Origin of the sequence: Pseudomonas sp. 2FE, assembly GCF_005503735.1 — a bacterium.
Taxonomy (GTDB): Bacteria; Pseudomonadota; Gammaproteobacteria; order Pseudomonadales; family Pseudomonadaceae; genus Aquipseudomonas.
Window position 1 is genome coordinate 145,400 of sequence record NZ_SCMO01000002.1, and the last position, 16,275, is coordinate 161,674.

Consider the following 16,275-nt stretch of genomic DNA (forward strand, 5'->3'; position numbering starts at 1 on the left):
CACGGCAACGGCAAATTGAAGAGCAGACGGCCACCTTAGCAGGAAAGGCCAACGCCCACGAGTCGCGCCGAGCGCAACCCGCCACGGCCTAGCCACATACTCGCCGCTGCACGGTCACCCGCTGCAACCAGCTAGCGTGTCGCCTGGGCTATAATCCCGCTCTTTTTCCGGAGAGCGACCCATGTCCCTGCCCAGCCTGCGCCTCAAAGCCAATGCCGATCGCCGCCTGCGCGCCGGACACCTGTGGGTCTACAGCAACGAAGTCGATGTCGTCGCCACCCCGCTGAACGGCTTCAATGCCGGCGACCAGGCCATCCTCGAAGCGGCGGGCGGCAAACCGCTGGGCATAGTCGCGCTGAGCCCGAACAACCTGATCTGCGCCCGCCTGATCTCCCGCGATACCAAGCATGTGCTGGACAAGTCCCTGCTGGTGCACCGGATCAATGTGGCGTTGTCGCTGCGCGAGCGTCTGTTCGACAAGCCTTACTACCGCCTGGTCTATGGCGATTCCGACCTGCTGCCGGGTCTGGTGGTCGACCGTTTCGGCGATATCGTTGTGGTCCAGCTGGCCTCCGCCACCATGGAGCGACATAAGGACGACGTGCTCGCCGCGCTGATCCAAGTGCTCAAACCCAGCGGCGTACTGTGGAAGAACGACTCCGCCGCCCGTGACGCCGAAGGCCTGAGCCGCTACGTCGACACCGCGTTCGGTACGGTGCCGGAGTGGGTGGCCCTGGAAGAGAACGGCGTGAAGTTCGAAGCGCCGGTCATGGAAGGCCAGAAAACCGGCTGGTTCTACGACCACCGGATGAACCGCGCGCGCCTGGCACCCTACGTCAAAGGCAAGCGCGTGCTCGACCTGTTCAGCTATATCGGCGGCTGGGGCGTGCAGGCGGCGGCGTTTGGCGCCAGCGAAGTGATGTGCGTAGACGCCTCCGGTTTTGCCCTCGACGGCGTCGAGCGCAATGCCACGCTGAACGGCCTGTCCGAGCGAGTGGCCTGCGTGGAAGGCGATGTCTTCGAAGCGCTCAAGGAACTGAAAGCCGCCGAAGAGCGCTTCGACGTGATAGTCGCCGACCCACCGGCCTTCATCAAGCGCAAGAAAGACCTGAAAAACGGCGAGGCCGCCTACCGTCGCCTCAACGAACAAGCCATGCGCCTGCTGAACAAGGACGGCATCCTGGTCAGCGCTTCCTGCTCCATGCACCTGCCGGAAGATGACCTGCAGAACATCCTGCTCAGCAGCGCCCGTCACCTGGATCGCAATATGCAGCTGCTCGAACGTGGCGGCCAAGGCCCGGATCACCCGGTGCACCCGGCGATAGTCGAGACCCGCTATATCAAGAGCCTGACCTGCCGTTTGCTGCCGAGCTAAGCCGCTCTTGTAGGGTGCGTTGCAACGCACCATTAACCTTCTGCCGGTGCGTTGCCCTACGGGTAACGCACCCTACGCCCTCCCGGCCGACCGCCAGCCTTTCCTCGGCGAAGGCGTGAGGGGTAGAATCCGGGCATCTCTCGCCAGCTATCCCCGGCGGGCATGTGAGCCCAGGCCCAGCATGCGGTGATCCCGCTACGTCTCCCGGCCTTAATCCGACCACACAGCGACTGCTGTTTGCTTCCGATCCAAGCGACGCTCACCATAGGCCTATAACCGCACCTGCTTAGCTCCAGGAATCCACCATGCCTGACTATCGCTCGAAAACCTCCACCCACGGCCGCAACATGGCCGGCGCCCGAGCCCTTTGGCGTGCCACCGGGATGAAGGACGAGGACTTCAAGAAGCCGATCATCGCCATCGCCAACTCCTTCACCCAGTTCGTGCCCGGCCACGTGCACCTGAAGGACCTCGGCCAGCTGGTCGCCCGCGAGATCGAGCGGGCCGGCGGCGTCGCCAAGGAATTCAACACCATAGCCGTCGACGACGGCATCGCCATGGGCCACGACGGCATGCTCTATTCGCTGCCGAGCCGCGAGATCATCGCCGACTCCGTCGAATACATGGTCAACGCCCACTGCGCCGACGCCATCGTCTGCATCTCCAACTGCGACAAGATCACCCCCGGCATGTTGATGGCCTCCCTGCGCCTGAACATCCCGGTGATCTTCGTCTCCGGCGGGCCGATGGAAGCCGGCAAGACCAAACTGGCCAGCCATGGCCTGGACCTGGTCGATGCCATGGTGATCGCCGCCGACAGCAGCGCCTCCGACGAAAAGGTCGCCGAGTACGAGCGCAGCGCCTGCCCGACCTGCGGTTCCTGCTCCGGCATGTTCACCGCCAACTCGATGAACTGCCTGGTTGAAGCCCTCGGCCTGGCCCTGCCCGGCAACGGTTCGACCCTGGCCACCCATAGCGACCGCGAACAGCTGTTCCTGCAAGCCGGCCGCACCATAGTCGAGCTGTGCAAACGCTATTACCAGGACGGCGACGAGTCGGCCCTGCCGCGCAATATCGCCAGCTTCAAGGCGTTCGAAAACGCCATGACCCTGGATATCGCCATGGGCGGCTCGACCAACACCATCCTGCACCTGCTGGCCGCCGCCCAGGAGGCCGAGATCGACTTCGACCTGCGCGACATCGACCGGCTGTCGCGCCAAGTCCCGCAGCTGTGCAAGGTGGCGCCGAACATCCAGAAGTACCATATGGAAGACGTGCACCGCGCCGGCGGCATCATGAGCATCCTCGGCGAACTGGCCCGCGGCGGCCTGCTGCACACCGAGCTGCCGACCGTGCACAGCAAGAGCATGGCCGATGCCATCGCCCAGTGGGACATCACCCAGACCGCCGATGAAGCCGTGCATACCTTCTTCAAGGCCGGCCCGGCGGGCATCCCGACCCAGACCGCGTTCAGCCAGTCGACCCGCTGGGAAACCCTCGACGACGACCGCGCCGAAGGCTGCATCCGCAGCGTCGAGCACGCTTACTCGCAAGAAGGTGGCCTGGCTGTGCTCTACGGCAACATCGCCCGCGACGGCTGCGTGGTGAAGACCGCCGGCGTCGACGAGTCGATCCACGTCTTCGAAGGCAACGCCAAGATCTTCGAGAGCCAGGACAGCGCCGTACGCGGCATCCTCGCCGACGAGGTGAAAGCCGGCGATATCGTCATCATCCGTTACGAAGGCCCGAAAGGCGGCCCGGGCATGCAGGAAATGCTCTATCCGACCAGCTACCTGAAATCCAAGGGCCTGGGCAAAGCCTGCGCACTGCTGACCGACGGGCGCTTCTCCGGCGGCACCTCGGGCCTGTCCATCGGCCACGCCTCGCCGGAAGCGGCAGCCGGCGGCGCCATCGGCCTGGTGCGTGAAGGCGACAAGATCCTGATCGACATCCACAACCGCTCGATCAACCTGCTGGTCAGCGACGAGGAACTGGCCCACCGCCGTCACGAGCAGGACAAGCTGGGCTGGAAGCCGGTGGAAAAACGCCCACGCAAGGTGACCACCGCGCTGAAGGCCTACGCCCTGCTCGCCACCAGCGCCGACAAGGGTGCGGTACGCGACAAGGCGCTGCTGGATGACTAAGCCTTAGCTGCAACGAAAAAGCCCGGCGCAGATGCCGGGCTTTTTCGTTATGCGTGGGCAGGATCAGCGCCTGTTCCATACCTCGAACACATAGCCCGGCGTCTCCATCCCCGCCGGATGCTCGATGGCCGAGGACAGCTGCCAATCGGCTTCCGCCACTTGCGGGAACCAGGCGTCACCCTCCGGGCTCAGCGCGACGCGGGTCAGGTACAGGCGATCCGCCATGGCTAGGCCCAATTCATACAGCTGCGCACCGCCGATCAGCATCAGCTCTTCGGCGTCTTCCGCGCGGGCCCAGGCTTCGGCCCGTTCGAGCGCCGCTTCCAGGCTGGCGAAGACTTCCGCGCCCTCCAGCTGCAAGCCCGGCTGGCGGCTGACCACCAGATTGAGCCGCCCCGACAAAGGCCGACCGAGGGAGTCCCAGGTCTTGCGGCCCATGATGATCGGCTTGCCCAGGGTCAGCGCCTTGAAGTGTTTGAGGTCCGCCGGCAGATGCCAGGGCAATTGATTATCACGGCCGATCACGCGGTTTTCCGCGAGGGCGGCGATGAGGCAGAGGGGGAGTGATTTTTTCATGGCCGCGAGGATAACGGCTCAGCGGTTATGAATGAAGTCTTCTATCCGTTCAGGGCTTCTTGCAGACCACGCGGTCACGCCCCTGCTCCTTGGCCAGGTAGAGGGCGACATCGGCCAGGCGCAGGGTGTCTTCCAGGCGCTGGTGCGCCTGCGGCACCAGATAAGCCAGGCCGATGCTGATACTGACCACCGCGGCCGCGTCGGACTGCGCATGGGGCAGCTGCAAGGCGATGATGTCGCTGCGCAGCCTCTCGAGTATCCCCTGCATAGGCTCCTCGCTGAGGTTGTACCAGAGGCCGACGAACTCTTCGCCGCCATAGCGCGCGACTATGTCCAGCGGTCGCCGCGCGTGTTCGCCAAGCACCTGGGCGATCCTGCGCAGGGCCTCATCGCCGGCGGCATGGCCATAGTGGTCGTTGTAGCACTTGAAGAAATCCACATCCATCATCACCACGCCCAGCCCATGCTTCTCGCGCAGGGCCTGGCGCCAGCTGAAGGCGCGGCGGTTGAGCAGGCCGGTGAGGAAGTCCTTCTCCGCCATATCCTGCAGCAGTCCCTGGGCGAGGAAGTTCTGCCGCGTGGCGTACTCCAGAAAGTAGCAACCCACCGAGCCGATCACCTTGGCCGAACCGAGAAAGAAGGCGGTATACAGCAGCACTGCCCCCGGCGAGCCGCTGATCACTTCGATCGCCAGGTAGGCGAGAAAGGTCAGCCAGCCGCATAGCGCGGCGGTGGTGAAACGTAGCCCGGTGAGAAAGTAGAAGAACACCGTGACCAGGATGATGCCCTCGTAGGGCAGCGGGAAGGCATGGCTGCGGGCGATCCAGATGATGCCCACCACGCCCAGCCCGGCAAACAGCGCCGCCACGCCGCCGATCAGCTGCAAGTAAGGGCGCAGCTCGCGCCTGTAGGTGGCCAGCCAGGTGATCGACAGCATCGGCAGGATCAGCCCCAGGCGCAGGGCCAATACCTTGCTGCGAATAGTCGGCGGCAGGCTGAGCGCATCCAGCACGGCAAACAGCAGAATCAGCAGCATGGCCACCATGCAGGGCCCAGCGCATGCGCAGGAGGAAGACATCGATGTGATAACGCTTGAAGGCCTGTTCCAGCTCCCCGGCGAAATTCAGCAGGCGGAACCCCTGCAGGTGCTGACGCAGGTAAGGGGAGTCCTGATTGACCCAATCCAGATGGGGTAATTTCACTATGACCGCTCGCTTTATTCTTGTTCTGCCTTGCAGCCTAGCCCGCACAGCCGAGTCCATACACCTATCCAGGGTTTAGCCCTGCCGGCCGCACTGCGGTTATGCTCTGTACTCCAGCCGCCAGCGGAACAGCGCGTGCCCCCGACTGACAAAACCTCAAGCAATCGCCTGCAGCGCCTGTGGCTGTGCGAGGCGCTGGACGGTGCGCGCCTGGGCCCTAGCCCGCCCGGGCCTGCATGCCTGGTGCGGTTCGACAGCGCGGCGCCGCCTGTGGGTGGCGAGCCCGCCTGTAAGACAACCCGGCGCTGCTGCAGGAGCAAGCCCGTCCGCAGTTGCAACCCTTGATCGACGACCACTAGGCGTAGCGTCAGCCCCGCCGCAATGGCGGCACACGACGGATCGCCGAGCTGCTGCTCGCAGCAGGCGGGCGTTCAATCCTCGGGCGGCAGCGGCACGAACAGCTGCTGACCGACCTGCAGGCTCTGGTAGCGCGGCATCACCTTCTGCACCCTACCCATCCGCGCAGCCTCGATCAGTTCCTCGGTGGAATAGGCCTGCTCGAAGCGCCCGGCCACCTGCCATTGGCCCTTGTCTGTACGAGCGCAGAAGAACAGCGAAATGTCATTCTGCTGAGTCGGCAACAGCAGCACCTCGTTGCGCCCGCACGGCGCACTGCATGACCCGAGCATCGCCGGCCTGCGCACTTCACCGCCGCACAGGCATTGGCCGAGGGCCGGCTGCTGCAGGTGCTGCCCGACTGGCGCTACACCGGCGCCTACCAGGGCGCGGCCTGCGACGGGCTTGAGGGGTGAGCCTGGGACTCAAGGGCCGCACCGCCTGCAGATGGCTAGACTAAAAGGCCACCCCGTAGATAACCGCAACTTATCTTGCGCCGGGGGAGCACTCGATGGCGAGGCCGCTCGGCAGGCTGGCCGGAACCAGCCGTTTTTTGTCCGCAACTACGCTCGTGTAGACGTACTGCCACTGTTGTCATGCCGCTCAGGGGAAAACCACCCTAAACTGGTAGATAACAATGAGAAAACAGACTGTACGGCTTTTGACCTGGGGCATCCTAGCCGCCTCGCACCAGGCTGGCGCGTTTCAATTCGATACCGAAGCCGACGGCTTCAGCGCCTCCCTCGACAACCTCGTCGAATACAACGCGATATACCGCACCAGCGAGACCGAGCGGATCGTCCGCGATGGTCAGAACATCTTCGCCAACGCCAACGATGGCAGCGAATACTACAGCCGCGGGCTGGTCGCCAACGAGTACAAGCTCAGCTCGGAGCTGCACCTCAAGCTCCATGAAGATGGCCTGTTCGTGCGCGGCAGCGCCTGGTACGACACCCGATTGATGGATCACAACCCCACGGGCGGCGACAACCCGCTGCACAACACCGACAGCGACCGGCGCTATCCGTCCGATCTGGAAAACCGCGTAGGCCACGGCACGCGCCTGCTCGACGCCTACCTCTACGGCAATCGCGAGCTGGGCGGGATGCCGGTCAACCTGCGCCTGGGGCGGCAGGTGATCAACTGGGGCGAGGGCATCTACTACGGCGACGGCCTCAACGTGGTGAACCCGGTCGACGTCGGCCGCCTGGTGCTGCCCAGCGCCAGCCTCAAGGAAGCGCTGCTGCCGACCAACATGGTCGCCCTGCAGCTCGGCCTGAGCGACAGCCTGAACCTGGAGAGCTTCTATGGCCTGGAATGGCAGCGCAACCAGCTGATGCCGACCGGCGCCTTCCTCAGCGACAACGACATCTTCGGCAAGGGCACCAACGGCGTGATCATCGACCTGCGTTCGCAGTTGGCCGAGCTGGGCGTTCCCGAGGCCCTGGTGCCCGGAGTGAACGGCGTCGACGGGGTGGTGGCCGGCGCCCGCTACGGGCGAGACCGCGACGCCAGTGACAACGGCCAGTTCGGCTTCGCCCTGCGCTACATGGCCGAACAGTGGAACAGCACCGAGTTCAGCCTCTACTACCTCAACTACCACAGCAAGGTGCCGTTCCTCAGCCTGCGTCCCGGCAGCTCCTTCGGTTGCAGCGCGGGCGACGGCGGGCGCTTCGCCGATCTCTGCGGCCTGGCGAAGGTGTTCGATCCCACGGCGGTACCGCTGGTCGATGGCCTCGCACTGCTCGATGGCACTGACTACGACCTGATCTATCCAGAGGACATCCGCCTGTTCGGTTTCACCGTCTCCGGCAACGTCGGCGACAGCAACCTGGCGCTGGAGCTGACCTATAGGCCCAACGCGCCCCTGGAGCCGTCGATGACCCACGAGCTGGAGCAGCTGGCTAGCGGTGCGTTACTCGGCGGTGGAGCCAGTGGCCAGCCCATCGACCTGGGCGAATTCGGCACGGTGGACGGCCGCGCCATCGACCTGTACCGCCGCCACGAGCTGTACACCGGCTCGCTCTCGGCGGTGCACAGCTTCGGCCCGGCGCTCGGCCTCGACGGTCTGCTGCTGGTCGCCGAGGTGGCGGCCAACCATGTGCCCGGCAGCCTGCTCGATACGGCCAACTACCAGTACCTGTCGTCGTTCTCCTGGGGCTACACCCTCAACCTGTCAGGCAGCTACGAGAACGTCTGGTCCGGCATCGACCTGCTGCCCGGCCTGACCTTCCGTCAAGACGTCTACGGCACCTCGCCCGCGCTGAACCAGAACTTCATCGAGGGGCGCAAGTCGTCGACCCTCGAACTGGGGGCGAGGTACGGCGAGAACCTCGGCGCCAAGCTCAGCTACACGGCGTTCTGGGGCGCCCGCAAGAACAACCCGCTGGTCGACCGCGACAACCTCGCACTGAACCTTTCCTACTCCTTCTGACCGGGAGCTCTGCTATGAAACTTCACTCAACAGGCCGGTGCGCGACCGGCGCCTTGCTCTGCACACTGCTTTCACTAGGCGCCCAGGCCAAGGTACCGACCGAACAGGCCGCTCGCCTCAACACCGATCTCACGCCTTTCGGCGCCCTCCGCGAGGGCGATGCCGCCAACGGCATTCCGGCCTGGAACGGCGGTCTGCACAGCGCGCCTGCCGGCTATGGTGGGCCGGGCAACTTCGAGGTCGATCCCTATGCCGACCAGGCGCCACTGCTGGTGATCGATGCCGGCAATCGCAGCCAATACGCCGCCCACCTCGGCGAAGGCGTGCAGGCGCTGTTCGCCACCTATCCGGACAGTTTCAAGATGCCGGTCTACCCCAGCCAACGCAGTTTCGCCGCGCCCGAAGAGATCTACGCCAATACCTACCGCAATGCCCTGAGCGCCGAGCTGGTCGAGGACGGCAACGGTTTCGCGCAGGCCTACGCGGGGATTCCCTTCCCTATCCCGCAGAACGGCCTGGAGGCCATCTGGAACCACATCGCACGCTGGCAGGGCCGCTACTTCGAGGAGGTCTCCAGCACCGCCAGGGTGCAGGCCAACGGCAGCTACTCCGGCTTCCGCGAGGAGAACCAGCTGTTCTCCAACTACTACGCAGCGGGCAAGGACGCCGACAGCCTCGACAACATCCTCTTCCGCTACGTCAACAAACAGCTGCCGCCGTCGCGTTCCGCCGGCGAGACCTTGCTGGTGCACGAGCCCATCAACCAGGTGGCGATGCCGCGCATGGCCTGGAATTACTTCCCCGGCCAGCGCCGCGTGCGCCGCGCGCCGACGGTGGCCTACGACAACCCGGCCGACGGCTACGTCAGCGACGAAGCCGACATGTACAACGGCTCGCCCAATCGCTACGACTGGAAGCTGCTCGGCCGCCGGGCACTGTACGTGCCCTACAACAACTACCGCCTCGGCCAGCCGGGCACCGCGCATGACGAGATCCTGCACAAGGGACACATCAACCCGGACCTGACCCGCTGGGAGATGCACCGGGTCTGGGTGGTCGAGGCGCAGCTCAAGCCGGGCGAGCGGCACGTCTACGCCAAGCGCCGCTTCTATCTGGACGAGGACAGCTGGAGCGTGCTGATGGCGGAGAGTTACGACAGCCGCGGTCAGCTCTGGCGGGTCAACCTGGCCTTGGCCAAGCAGGCCTACCAGGTGCCGACCCTGACCACCGAGATGACCGTCTACCACGACCTGATCAACCGCGATTACAGCGCCCTCGGCCTGCGCAGCCAAGAGAAGTCACCGCGCCAGTTCCACCTGTCGGTACCGCCGGAAAGCTATTGGAAACCCGCCAACCTGCGCCGCATGGGCACCAACTGAGTTCATCGAGGTTAACCACATGAAACACCCTTCCCTGCGCCGCCTGCTGCAGGTCGGTGCCGCCGCCCTGGCCTGCCTGTGCCTGCTGTTCGCCGGCCACAAGGCCCTGCGCCTGTGGCAGCTGCAGACGCTGTTCGCCCCCGAGCGGATAGTCGAGAACTTCCGCTCGCTGCCAGCGCTGTTCGACTTCCACGACATCCACCGCAGCGGCCCGGTGCTGCCGCTCGCCGCGGCGCCACAGGCGTTGCCGAGCGGCTTCGAGTTCCAGGGCCAGCGGGTCGTGCTGAACGAGTGGCTGGAGCGCACCGGCACCACCGGGCTGCTGGTACTGGCCGACGACCAGGTCGCCTACGAGGACTACTTCCAGGGCAACAGCGCCGAGACCCAGGTGATCTCCTGGTCGGTGGGCAAATCCTTCGTCTCGGCGCTGGTCGGCATGGCGCTGGCGGACGGCTCGATCCGCAGCCTGCGCGATCCGGTCAGCGACTACGCCCCGGTGCTGAAAGGCAGCGGCTACGAGGGGGTCGCCCTGCAGGATGTGCTGGAGATGGCCTCCGGCATCGACTTCAGCGAGGACTACGCCGACCCCGAGGCGGGCATCAACCAGCTCGGCCGCACCATCGCCCTCGGCCGCTCGACCGACGACTGGATCGCCCAACTGCAACGCGACCAGCCCGCTGGCCGCAAACACGACTACCTCAGCGTCGACACCCAGGTGCTCGGCATGGTGCTCAAGGGCGCCACCGGCAAGAGCCTGACCGAGTACATGCAGGAGAAGCTCTGGTCACGTCTGGGCGTCGAGGGTGACGGCCGCTGGCTGACCGATGCCCAAGGCATGGAACTGGCCTTCGGCGGCCTCAACCTGCGGCTGCGCGATTACGCCCGTTTTGGCCTACTCTATCTGCACGGCGGGAGTAACCTGGCCGGCGAGCAGTTGCTGCCCGAGCAATGGGTCGAGGATTCGGTGCGGCCAAGGCAGGCGTATCTGCAACCCGGCCGTTTCCAGGAGGAAGGCCAGCCGAACCTGGGCTACGGCTATCAGTGGTGGATTCCGCAGAGCGAGGAGGGCGAGTTCATGGCTATAGGCGTCTACGGGCAGTTCATCTACGTGAACCCGGCCCGCCAAGTGGTGATCGCCAAGAGCTCGGCCTATGCCGACTACCACCACGACGGCACCCGCATGGAGTACGAGTCCCTGGCGGCGTTCCGCGCCATCGCCCGGCAAGTGGCCGGCCGCGAGGGTTGAGAGATGCAGGCCGCCTCCATCATCGAGTTCGACTTCGAGTGGCGGCCGCTGCACAACTACCTGAAGGCCCAGGGCATAGCGCCACCCGCGCTGCCCCAGGTGGCGGGCGAGGGAACCCCGCAGTTACCCAGCGAAACGCTCTATGACTGGATGGTGTTGAACAGCCGGGACGCCACCGACGGGCTGCGCCTGGGCGAGCACTACCGTATCTCCGACTACGGTGTGGCCGGCCTGGCGCTGCTCAGCGCCGAGTGCGTGGACGACGCGCTCAAGGTCGTCAAGACCTACATGCTGCTGTTCAACAAGGACATAGCCGAAATCCGCATCGAACAGTCCACCCCGGACGAAGTACGGATCGCCATCGGTCTCAACTCCCGGCCAGGCTGGTCAGAACAGGCGCGGCTGTTTCACGCCAACGTGCTGGCCTCCGCCTCGTTCAAACTGTTCAAGGATCTGCTGCGTGACGACTTCGAGCTGCTGGCCCTAACACTGCCAGCCAACCCAGGCGACGTCCGCCCCTATCAGGAGTACTTCCGTCAGCCGGTGCGCTTTCGCGGTAGCGGCATAGTCTTCCACCTGCCCGCGCAACTGCTGAAGACACCCATTCCAACGGCCAACCCGGCGGTGTTCCAGACGGCCCTGGCGCTCGCCGGCGAAAGCTTCAACGACCTGCTGGAGCGGGAAATGGGCGGGCTGAAGCAGCGCGTCGTCGCCCTGCTCGATTCGCTGCCGGAGCGTTACCCGGATATCCGTTGGACCGCGCAGCACCTGAAGATGACCGAGCGCACCCTGCGCCGCCGCCTGGCGGAGGAGAACTGCAGCTACCGGGAGATCATCGACCAGGCACGCCAGGCGCGGGCCCAGCGGCTGCTGGCCAATGCCCAGCTGAGCATCGAGCAGATCGGGGCGCTACTCGGCTACGCGGACAGCTCGAGTTTTCGCCATGCCTTTCGCCGCTGGACGGGACAGAGCGCGAACCTCTATCGGCAACGGCATTCCGGCAAGCCGTGAGGGCGCTCGCCGCTGACCGGTTGCGGCCGGCGCGCTAGAACGGCTCGACGCCGTAGTTGCGGATCTATGTGGTAACCGCAGGCTGGCTGAGACCGAGCGTCTTCGCCGCCTAGGTGCTGCTGCCCAGGCGGGCGACCCTGTGGAAAGCCTTGAGCTCGGCCGCCAGCACTATGTCAGACCGCGACCGGCGCGGCGATGTGCGGATGAGCCTGGTAGCCCTGCAGTTCGAAGTCGTCGAACCTGAAGGCGAACAGGTCCTTCACCGCCGGATTCAGCCGCATGCTCGGCAGCGGCAGCGGCTCGCGCGACAGCTGCAGATCGGTCTGCTCGAGATGGTTGGCGTACAGGTGGCAGTCGCCGCCGGTCCAGATGAACTCGCCCGGCTTAAGGTCGCAGACCTGCGCCACCATCAGCGTCAGCAGCGCGTAGCTGGCGATATTGAAGGGCACGCCGAGGAAGATATCCGCCGAGCGCTGGTACAGCTGGCAGCTGAGCTTGCCGTCGGCGACGTAGAATTGGAACAGCGCATGACACGGCGGCAGGGCCATCTGCTCGACCAGCGCCGGGTTCCAGGCGGAGACGATCAGCCGACGCGAGTCCGGGTTCGTCTTGAGCATTTCGATCAGCGTGCTGATCTGGTCGATCGAGCCGCCGTTCGGCGCCGGCCAGTTGCGCCACTGGTAGCCGTACACCGGGCCGAGGTCGCCGTTCTCGTCGGCCCATTCGTCCCAGATGCGCACGCCGTGGTCCTGCAGGTACTTGATATTGGTGTCGCCCTGGAGGAACCACAGCAGCTCATGGATGATGGATTTCAGGTGGCACTTCTTGGTAGTCACCAGCGGAAAGCCATCGGCCAGGTTGAAGCGCATCTGGTGGGCGAACAGGCTGTAGGTGCCGGTGCCGGTGCGGTCGGGCTTGAAGGTGCCGGTCTCGCGCACCAGGCGCATCAGCTCGAGGTACTGTTTCATTCCAACTCCAAGTAATCAGGGCGACCCCAAGAGCGTCGCGAGCGAAGGCCAGACAAGGCGGAAGGAGGCGCAACGCAGCAAAGCGGAGTAACAGCCGTAGGCTGGCCCGCAGGGCGAGCGTAGCGAGTCAAAAGCGCAGTTTACTTTAGTAAATGAGCATTTTGAGCCTACTTCCAACGCCGTATGACCGAGCGCCGCAGCTATTGCGGACGGCCTCGGCGATAGGCCCAGACCAGCAGGCCTATGCCAGCGAGAATCATCGGCACACAGAGCACCTGGCCCATGGTCAGCCAGCCAAAGGCCAGGTAACCCAACTGGGCATCCGGCACTCGGACGAACTCGACGATAAAGCGGAACAAGCCGTAGCACAGCGCGAACATGCCGGAGACCGCCATGGTCGGCCGCGGTTTGCGCGAGAACGCCCAGAGCACCAGGAACAGCGCCACGCCTTCGAGGGCGAATTGATAGAGCTGCGACGGATGGCGCGGCAGCTGCGCCGGGTCGGTCGGGAAGATCATCGCCCAGGGTACATCGGTGGCCTTGCCCCACAGCTCGGCATTGATGAAGTTGCCGATCCGCCCGGCGCCCAGCCCAATCGGCACCAGCGGCGCGATAAAGTCCATCAGCTCGAAGAAGCTCTTGCCGTTGCGCTTACCGAACCACCAAGTCGCCAGCATTACGCCGATAAAGCCACCGTGGAACGACATGCCGCCCTTCCAGACCTCGAAGATCAGCAGCGGATTGGCGATATAGGCCTGCAAGTCGTAGAACAACACATAGCCCAACCGCCCGCCGACGATCACGCCCATGGCCACCCAGAACACCAGGTCGGAGAGTTTCTCCTTGCTCCAGCCCGGGTCGAAACGCTGCAACCGGTACGAAGCCAGCAGCCAGGCGCCGCCGATGCCGACCAGGTACATCAACCCGTACCAGTGGATTTTCAGCGGGCCGATGGCCAGCGCCACCGGGTCGATTTGCGGGTAAGCCAGCATGTGGACTCCTTAAATCAAGAAACTCGTGCCCACGCAGAACAGCAGCAGGGCGAACAAACGCTTGAGCAAGCGCGGCGACAATTTATGCGCCAGGCGCGCGCCAAAGCGGGCAAACAGCATACTGGTGATGGCAATCCCGGCCAGCGCCGGCAGATAGACGAAGCCCAGGCTCCACGGCGGCAGCAGCGGATCGTGCCAGCCCAACAGCATAAAACTCAGTGCACTGGCCGCGGCGATCGGCAAGCCACAGGCGGACGAGGTGGCCACCGCCTGCTGCATCGGCACGCTGCGCCAGCTCAGGAAGGGCACGGTCAAGGAGCCGCCGCCGATGCCGAAAATTGCCGAGGCCCAACCGATCAGCACACCGGCTGCACTCAAACCGAGCTTGCCCGGGACACCGCGACTGGCTTGAGGTTTCAGCTCCAGGGCCATCTGCAGCGCGATGATGATCGCGAACACACCAATGATTTTCTGCAGCAGCGGGCCTTTGATCGCCGTCGCCGTCAGCGCACCGAAACCGGCGCCGAGCAGAATCCCGAGGGTCATCCAGGCGAAGATCGGCCAGCGCACCGCGCCCTTGCGCTGATGTTCCAACACCGCGTTGATCGAGGTGAAGATGATGGTCGCCAAGGAGGTACCGACCGCCAGGTGGGTGAGGATCGACGCATCGAAGCCCTGGGCGGTGAAGCTAAACACCAGCACCGGCACTATGATCAGCCCGCCACCCACGCCGAACAGCCCGGCGAGCACGCCAGCGCCGGCCCCCAGCAGCAAATAGAGCAGAAATTCCATCGGCACCCCCGAAAAACCATGCGGCATGGTAACGGATGCGCCCCCACCCCTCCACCGCGACTATGGATGCCACGACGCGCTTCTCGTACAGTGGGGTGCGTTCAAGGAGTCTTTATGTGTTTGATCGTATTCGCCTGGCGCCCGGGGCATGCCATCCCCCTGGTGCTCGCCGCCAACCGTGACGAATTCTATGCCCGTCCGAGCCTGCCGCTCGGCGCCTGGGAGGATGCCCTCGGGGTGATCGCCGGGCGCGACCTGGAGGCCGGCGGCACCTGGCTGGGCATCGGTCCGCAAGGCCGTTTCGCCGCGCTGACCAATATCCGCGTCGCGCGCCAGCCACAGATCGGCCGCTCGCGGGGAGAGTTGGTGGCACAGTTTCTTCGCGGCCCGCAATCGCCTGAAGCCTTTTTAGCCGAGCTCGCCCAACGGGCGAGCGACTACGCCGGGTTCAATCTGCTGGTCGGTAGCACCCACGAACTCTGGCATTTCAACTCCCGGGAAGGCGCGCCACTGCGCCTGGGCAGCGGTATCTACGGGCTGTCCAATGCCAATCTGAATACGCCCTGGCCGAAGGTGCGGCGCGCCAAGGCGGCGCTCGCCGAATGCCTCGACCCGCCGCAAGCGCCGACATTACTGGAGATTCTGGGCGATCCGCAGCAGGCACCGGAAGCCTCCCTACCGGACACCGGCCTCGGCTTGGCCACCGAACGACTGCTCTCGAGCATTTTCATCGCCGGCCCCAACTACGGCACGCGCGCCAGCAGCGCGCTGATCGTCCAGGCCGATGGCCGGCGGCAGCTGGTCGAGCGGAGTTTTGGGCCTTATGGCGCGCATCTGGGCGAGGTCAGCCTGGAGTGTTAGAGCAGCCTGTCGCCAAGGCCATCCAGGGCAAACAGCGGCGCCGCAATCCTCGGGTCGTCGGCATCGGCTACCAGCAGCAAACGGCCGTCGGCCTGGAAGGCCAAGCCTTCGATCTTCACCCGCGGCGTTAGTCGAGCCAGCTGCACGATGTTGAAGTCCTGATCGAAACGTCCGAGCACACTGCCGACGCAGGCGCCGTCCAGGTAGCTGGAGTCGGTGGCTTCGGCTGCGGCGCTGAAATACAGGCGTCCGGCGGGATCCACGCTGAGGTCGGTCAGGCTCAATGGCACGCCGTCCAATTCCGCCAGCTGCAACGGCAGGATGCGCAACAGAGCGCTCGCGCTTAACTGGCCACTGTCGAGGTCGTCCAGGGCTTGTTGCAGGTCGAGAAACACCAGGGCATTTTCCCCACCCACCCCATTGCCGCGCTGCGCCAACAGCAACTGCCCGCCGTGCACCACGGCGCCTTCCAGATTCAGCTCGTGGAAATGCTCGGCGAGCTTCAGGTACAGCGGGCCGAGGTCGATGACGCGAACGACTCCGCCCCGGATCAAACAACCGCGACGGCGCCGCTTGGTCGAACCAGAGCCGAGCGCCAGCAAGGCGCCATCGGGCAACAGCAGCAACGCCTCGAAATCCGCTTTGAGTTTTTTGCGCAGCTTGGCGTCTTCGGGCAGCTCGCCCGGTAGCAGCGCCTGCTCAGCCAACCAGTCACCGGTCAGGCTGTAGCGCTGCAGGCTCAACGCATCGTCGGCCACCAGCCAGAGGCTCGGCCCCTGACAGACCAGCGCGCTGGCCGCCGACAGCCGCAGCTTGGCCAGCAAGCACAGCGGCAACGGCTGAGCCGCTTGCGCCAGCAAAGCCGACTGCCCCAGCAAAACCGATTGTTCCATCAAGAC

15 protein-coding genes are annotated in these 16,275 nt (G+C 64.9%); 8 read left to right on the top strand and 7 right to left on the bottom strand.

Annotation, left to right across the window (positions count from 1 at the left end):
- Window positions 1–181: 181 nt before the first annotated feature.
- Entirely contained in the window at window positions 182–1,375 is a 1,194-nt protein-coding gene (locus FFS12_RS05810) for a class I SAM-dependent rRNA methyltransferase (protein ID WP_137819274.1), read from the top strand.
- Window positions 1,376–1,680: 305 nt separating this feature from the next.
- Window positions 1,681–3,519: a dihydroxy-acid dehydratase gene (gene ilvD, locus FFS12_RS05815; RefSeq protein ID WP_137885963.1), complete on the top strand. Its 1,839-nt coding sequence runs from the start codon at window positions 1,681–1,683 to the stop codon at window positions 3,517–3,519.
- Between the two features lie 63 nt (window positions 3,520–3,582).
- Here ilvD and FFS12_RS05820 read toward each other — a convergent pair whose 3' ends face one another.
- A complete protein-coding gene (locus tag FFS12_RS05820; RefSeq protein WP_171011823.1) occupies window positions 3,583–4,095 on the bottom strand; it encodes a dihydrofolate reductase in 513 nt (170 codons plus the stop codon).
- A gap of 49 nt (window positions 4,096–4,144) precedes the next feature.
- A complete protein-coding gene (locus tag FFS12_RS05825; RefSeq protein ID WP_171011824.1) occupies window positions 4,145–5,131 on the bottom strand; it encodes a diguanylate cyclase in 987 nt (328 codons plus the stop codon).
- Here FFS12_RS05825 and FFS12_RS19865 point away from each other — a divergent pair.
- Window positions 5,130–5,291, top strand: a complete 162-nt coding sequence (locus tag FFS12_RS19865; RefSeq protein ID WP_171011825.1) for a hypothetical protein — start codon at window positions 5,130–5,132, stop codon at window positions 5,289–5,291. The two genes, FFS12_RS05825 and FFS12_RS19865, sit on opposite strands and share 2 nt — an antisense overlap.
- Before the next feature lie 437 nt (window positions 5,292–5,728).
- Here FFS12_RS19865 and FFS12_RS05830 read toward each other — a convergent pair whose 3' ends face one another.
- Complete coding sequence (locus FFS12_RS05830) at window positions 5,729–5,986, bottom strand: hypothetical protein (RefSeq protein ID WP_137885966.1); 258 nt, start codon at window positions 5,984–5,986, stop codon at window positions 5,729–5,731.
- A 344-nt stretch (window positions 5,987–6,330) separates the two neighbouring features.
- On the opposite strand from FFS12_RS05830, the gene FFS12_RS05835 reads away from it, so the two are divergent.
- Genes FFS12_RS05835 through FFS12_RS05850 form a run of 4 tightly spaced genes read left to right on the top strand, consistent with a single transcriptional unit; the run spans window position 6,331 to window position 11,763 of the window.
- The gene (locus FFS12_RS05835; RefSeq protein ID WP_137885967.1) at window positions 6,331–8,127 is read left to right on the top strand and encodes a DUF1302 domain-containing protein; all 1,797 of its coding nucleotides are present in this window, start codon (window positions 6,331–6,333) and stop codon (window positions 8,125–8,127) included.
- Window positions 8,128–8,141: 14 nt separating this feature from the next.
- Complete coding sequence (locus tag FFS12_RS05840; protein WP_137885968.1) at window positions 8,142–9,506, top strand: DUF1329 domain-containing protein; 1,365 nt, start codon at window positions 8,142–8,144, stop codon at window positions 9,504–9,506.
- A 19-nt stretch (window positions 9,507–9,525) separates the two neighbouring features.
- On the top strand, window positions 9,526–10,752 hold the full coding sequence (locus tag FFS12_RS05845; protein ID WP_137885969.1) for a serine hydrolase: 1,227 nt from the start codon (window positions 9,526–9,528) through the stop codon (window positions 10,750–10,752).
- Window positions 10,753–10,755: 3 nt separating this feature from the next.
- Complete coding sequence (locus FFS12_RS05850) at window positions 10,756–11,763, top strand: AraC family transcriptional regulator (protein ID WP_137885970.1); 1,008 nt, start codon at window positions 10,756–10,758, stop codon at window positions 11,761–11,763.
- Between the two features lie 173 nt (window positions 11,764–11,936).
- Here the strand turns inward: FFS12_RS05850 and FFS12_RS05855 are convergent, their stop codons facing one another.
- From FFS12_RS05855 to FFS12_RS05865, 3 genes are all read right to left on the bottom strand, one after another.
- Window positions 11,937–12,731, bottom strand: coding sequence for a thymidylate synthase (locus FFS12_RS05855; RefSeq protein ID WP_137885971.1), 795 nt, complete (start codon window positions 12,729–12,731; stop codon window positions 11,937–11,939).
- Window positions 12,732–12,931: 200 nt separating this feature from the next.
- On the bottom strand, window positions 12,932–13,723 hold the full coding sequence (gene lgt, locus FFS12_RS05860; protein WP_137885972.1) for a prolipoprotein diacylglyceryl transferase: 792 nt from the start codon (window positions 13,721–13,723) through the stop codon (window positions 12,932–12,934).
- A 9-nt stretch (window positions 13,724–13,732) separates the two neighbouring features.
- Window positions 13,733–14,515, bottom strand: a complete 783-nt coding sequence (locus FFS12_RS05865) for a sulfite exporter TauE/SafE family protein (RefSeq protein ID WP_137885973.1) — start codon at window positions 14,513–14,515, stop codon at window positions 13,733–13,735.
- A gap of 114 nt (window positions 14,516–14,629) precedes the next feature.
- Between FFS12_RS05865 and FFS12_RS05870 the strand changes: the two genes are divergently transcribed.
- The gene (locus tag FFS12_RS05870; protein WP_137885974.1) at window positions 14,630–15,376 is read left to right on the top strand and encodes an NRDE family protein; all 747 of its coding nucleotides are present in this window, start codon (window positions 14,630–14,632) and stop codon (window positions 15,374–15,376) included.
- Here FFS12_RS05870 and FFS12_RS05875 read toward each other — a convergent pair.
- Window positions 15,373–16,269, bottom strand: a complete 897-nt coding sequence (locus FFS12_RS05875; RefSeq protein WP_137885975.1) for an SMP-30/gluconolactonase/LRE family protein — start codon at window positions 16,267–16,269, stop codon at window positions 15,373–15,375. The two genes, FFS12_RS05870 and FFS12_RS05875, sit on opposite strands and share 4 nt — an antisense overlap.
- Between the last annotated feature and the right edge of the window lie 6 nt (window positions 16,270–16,275).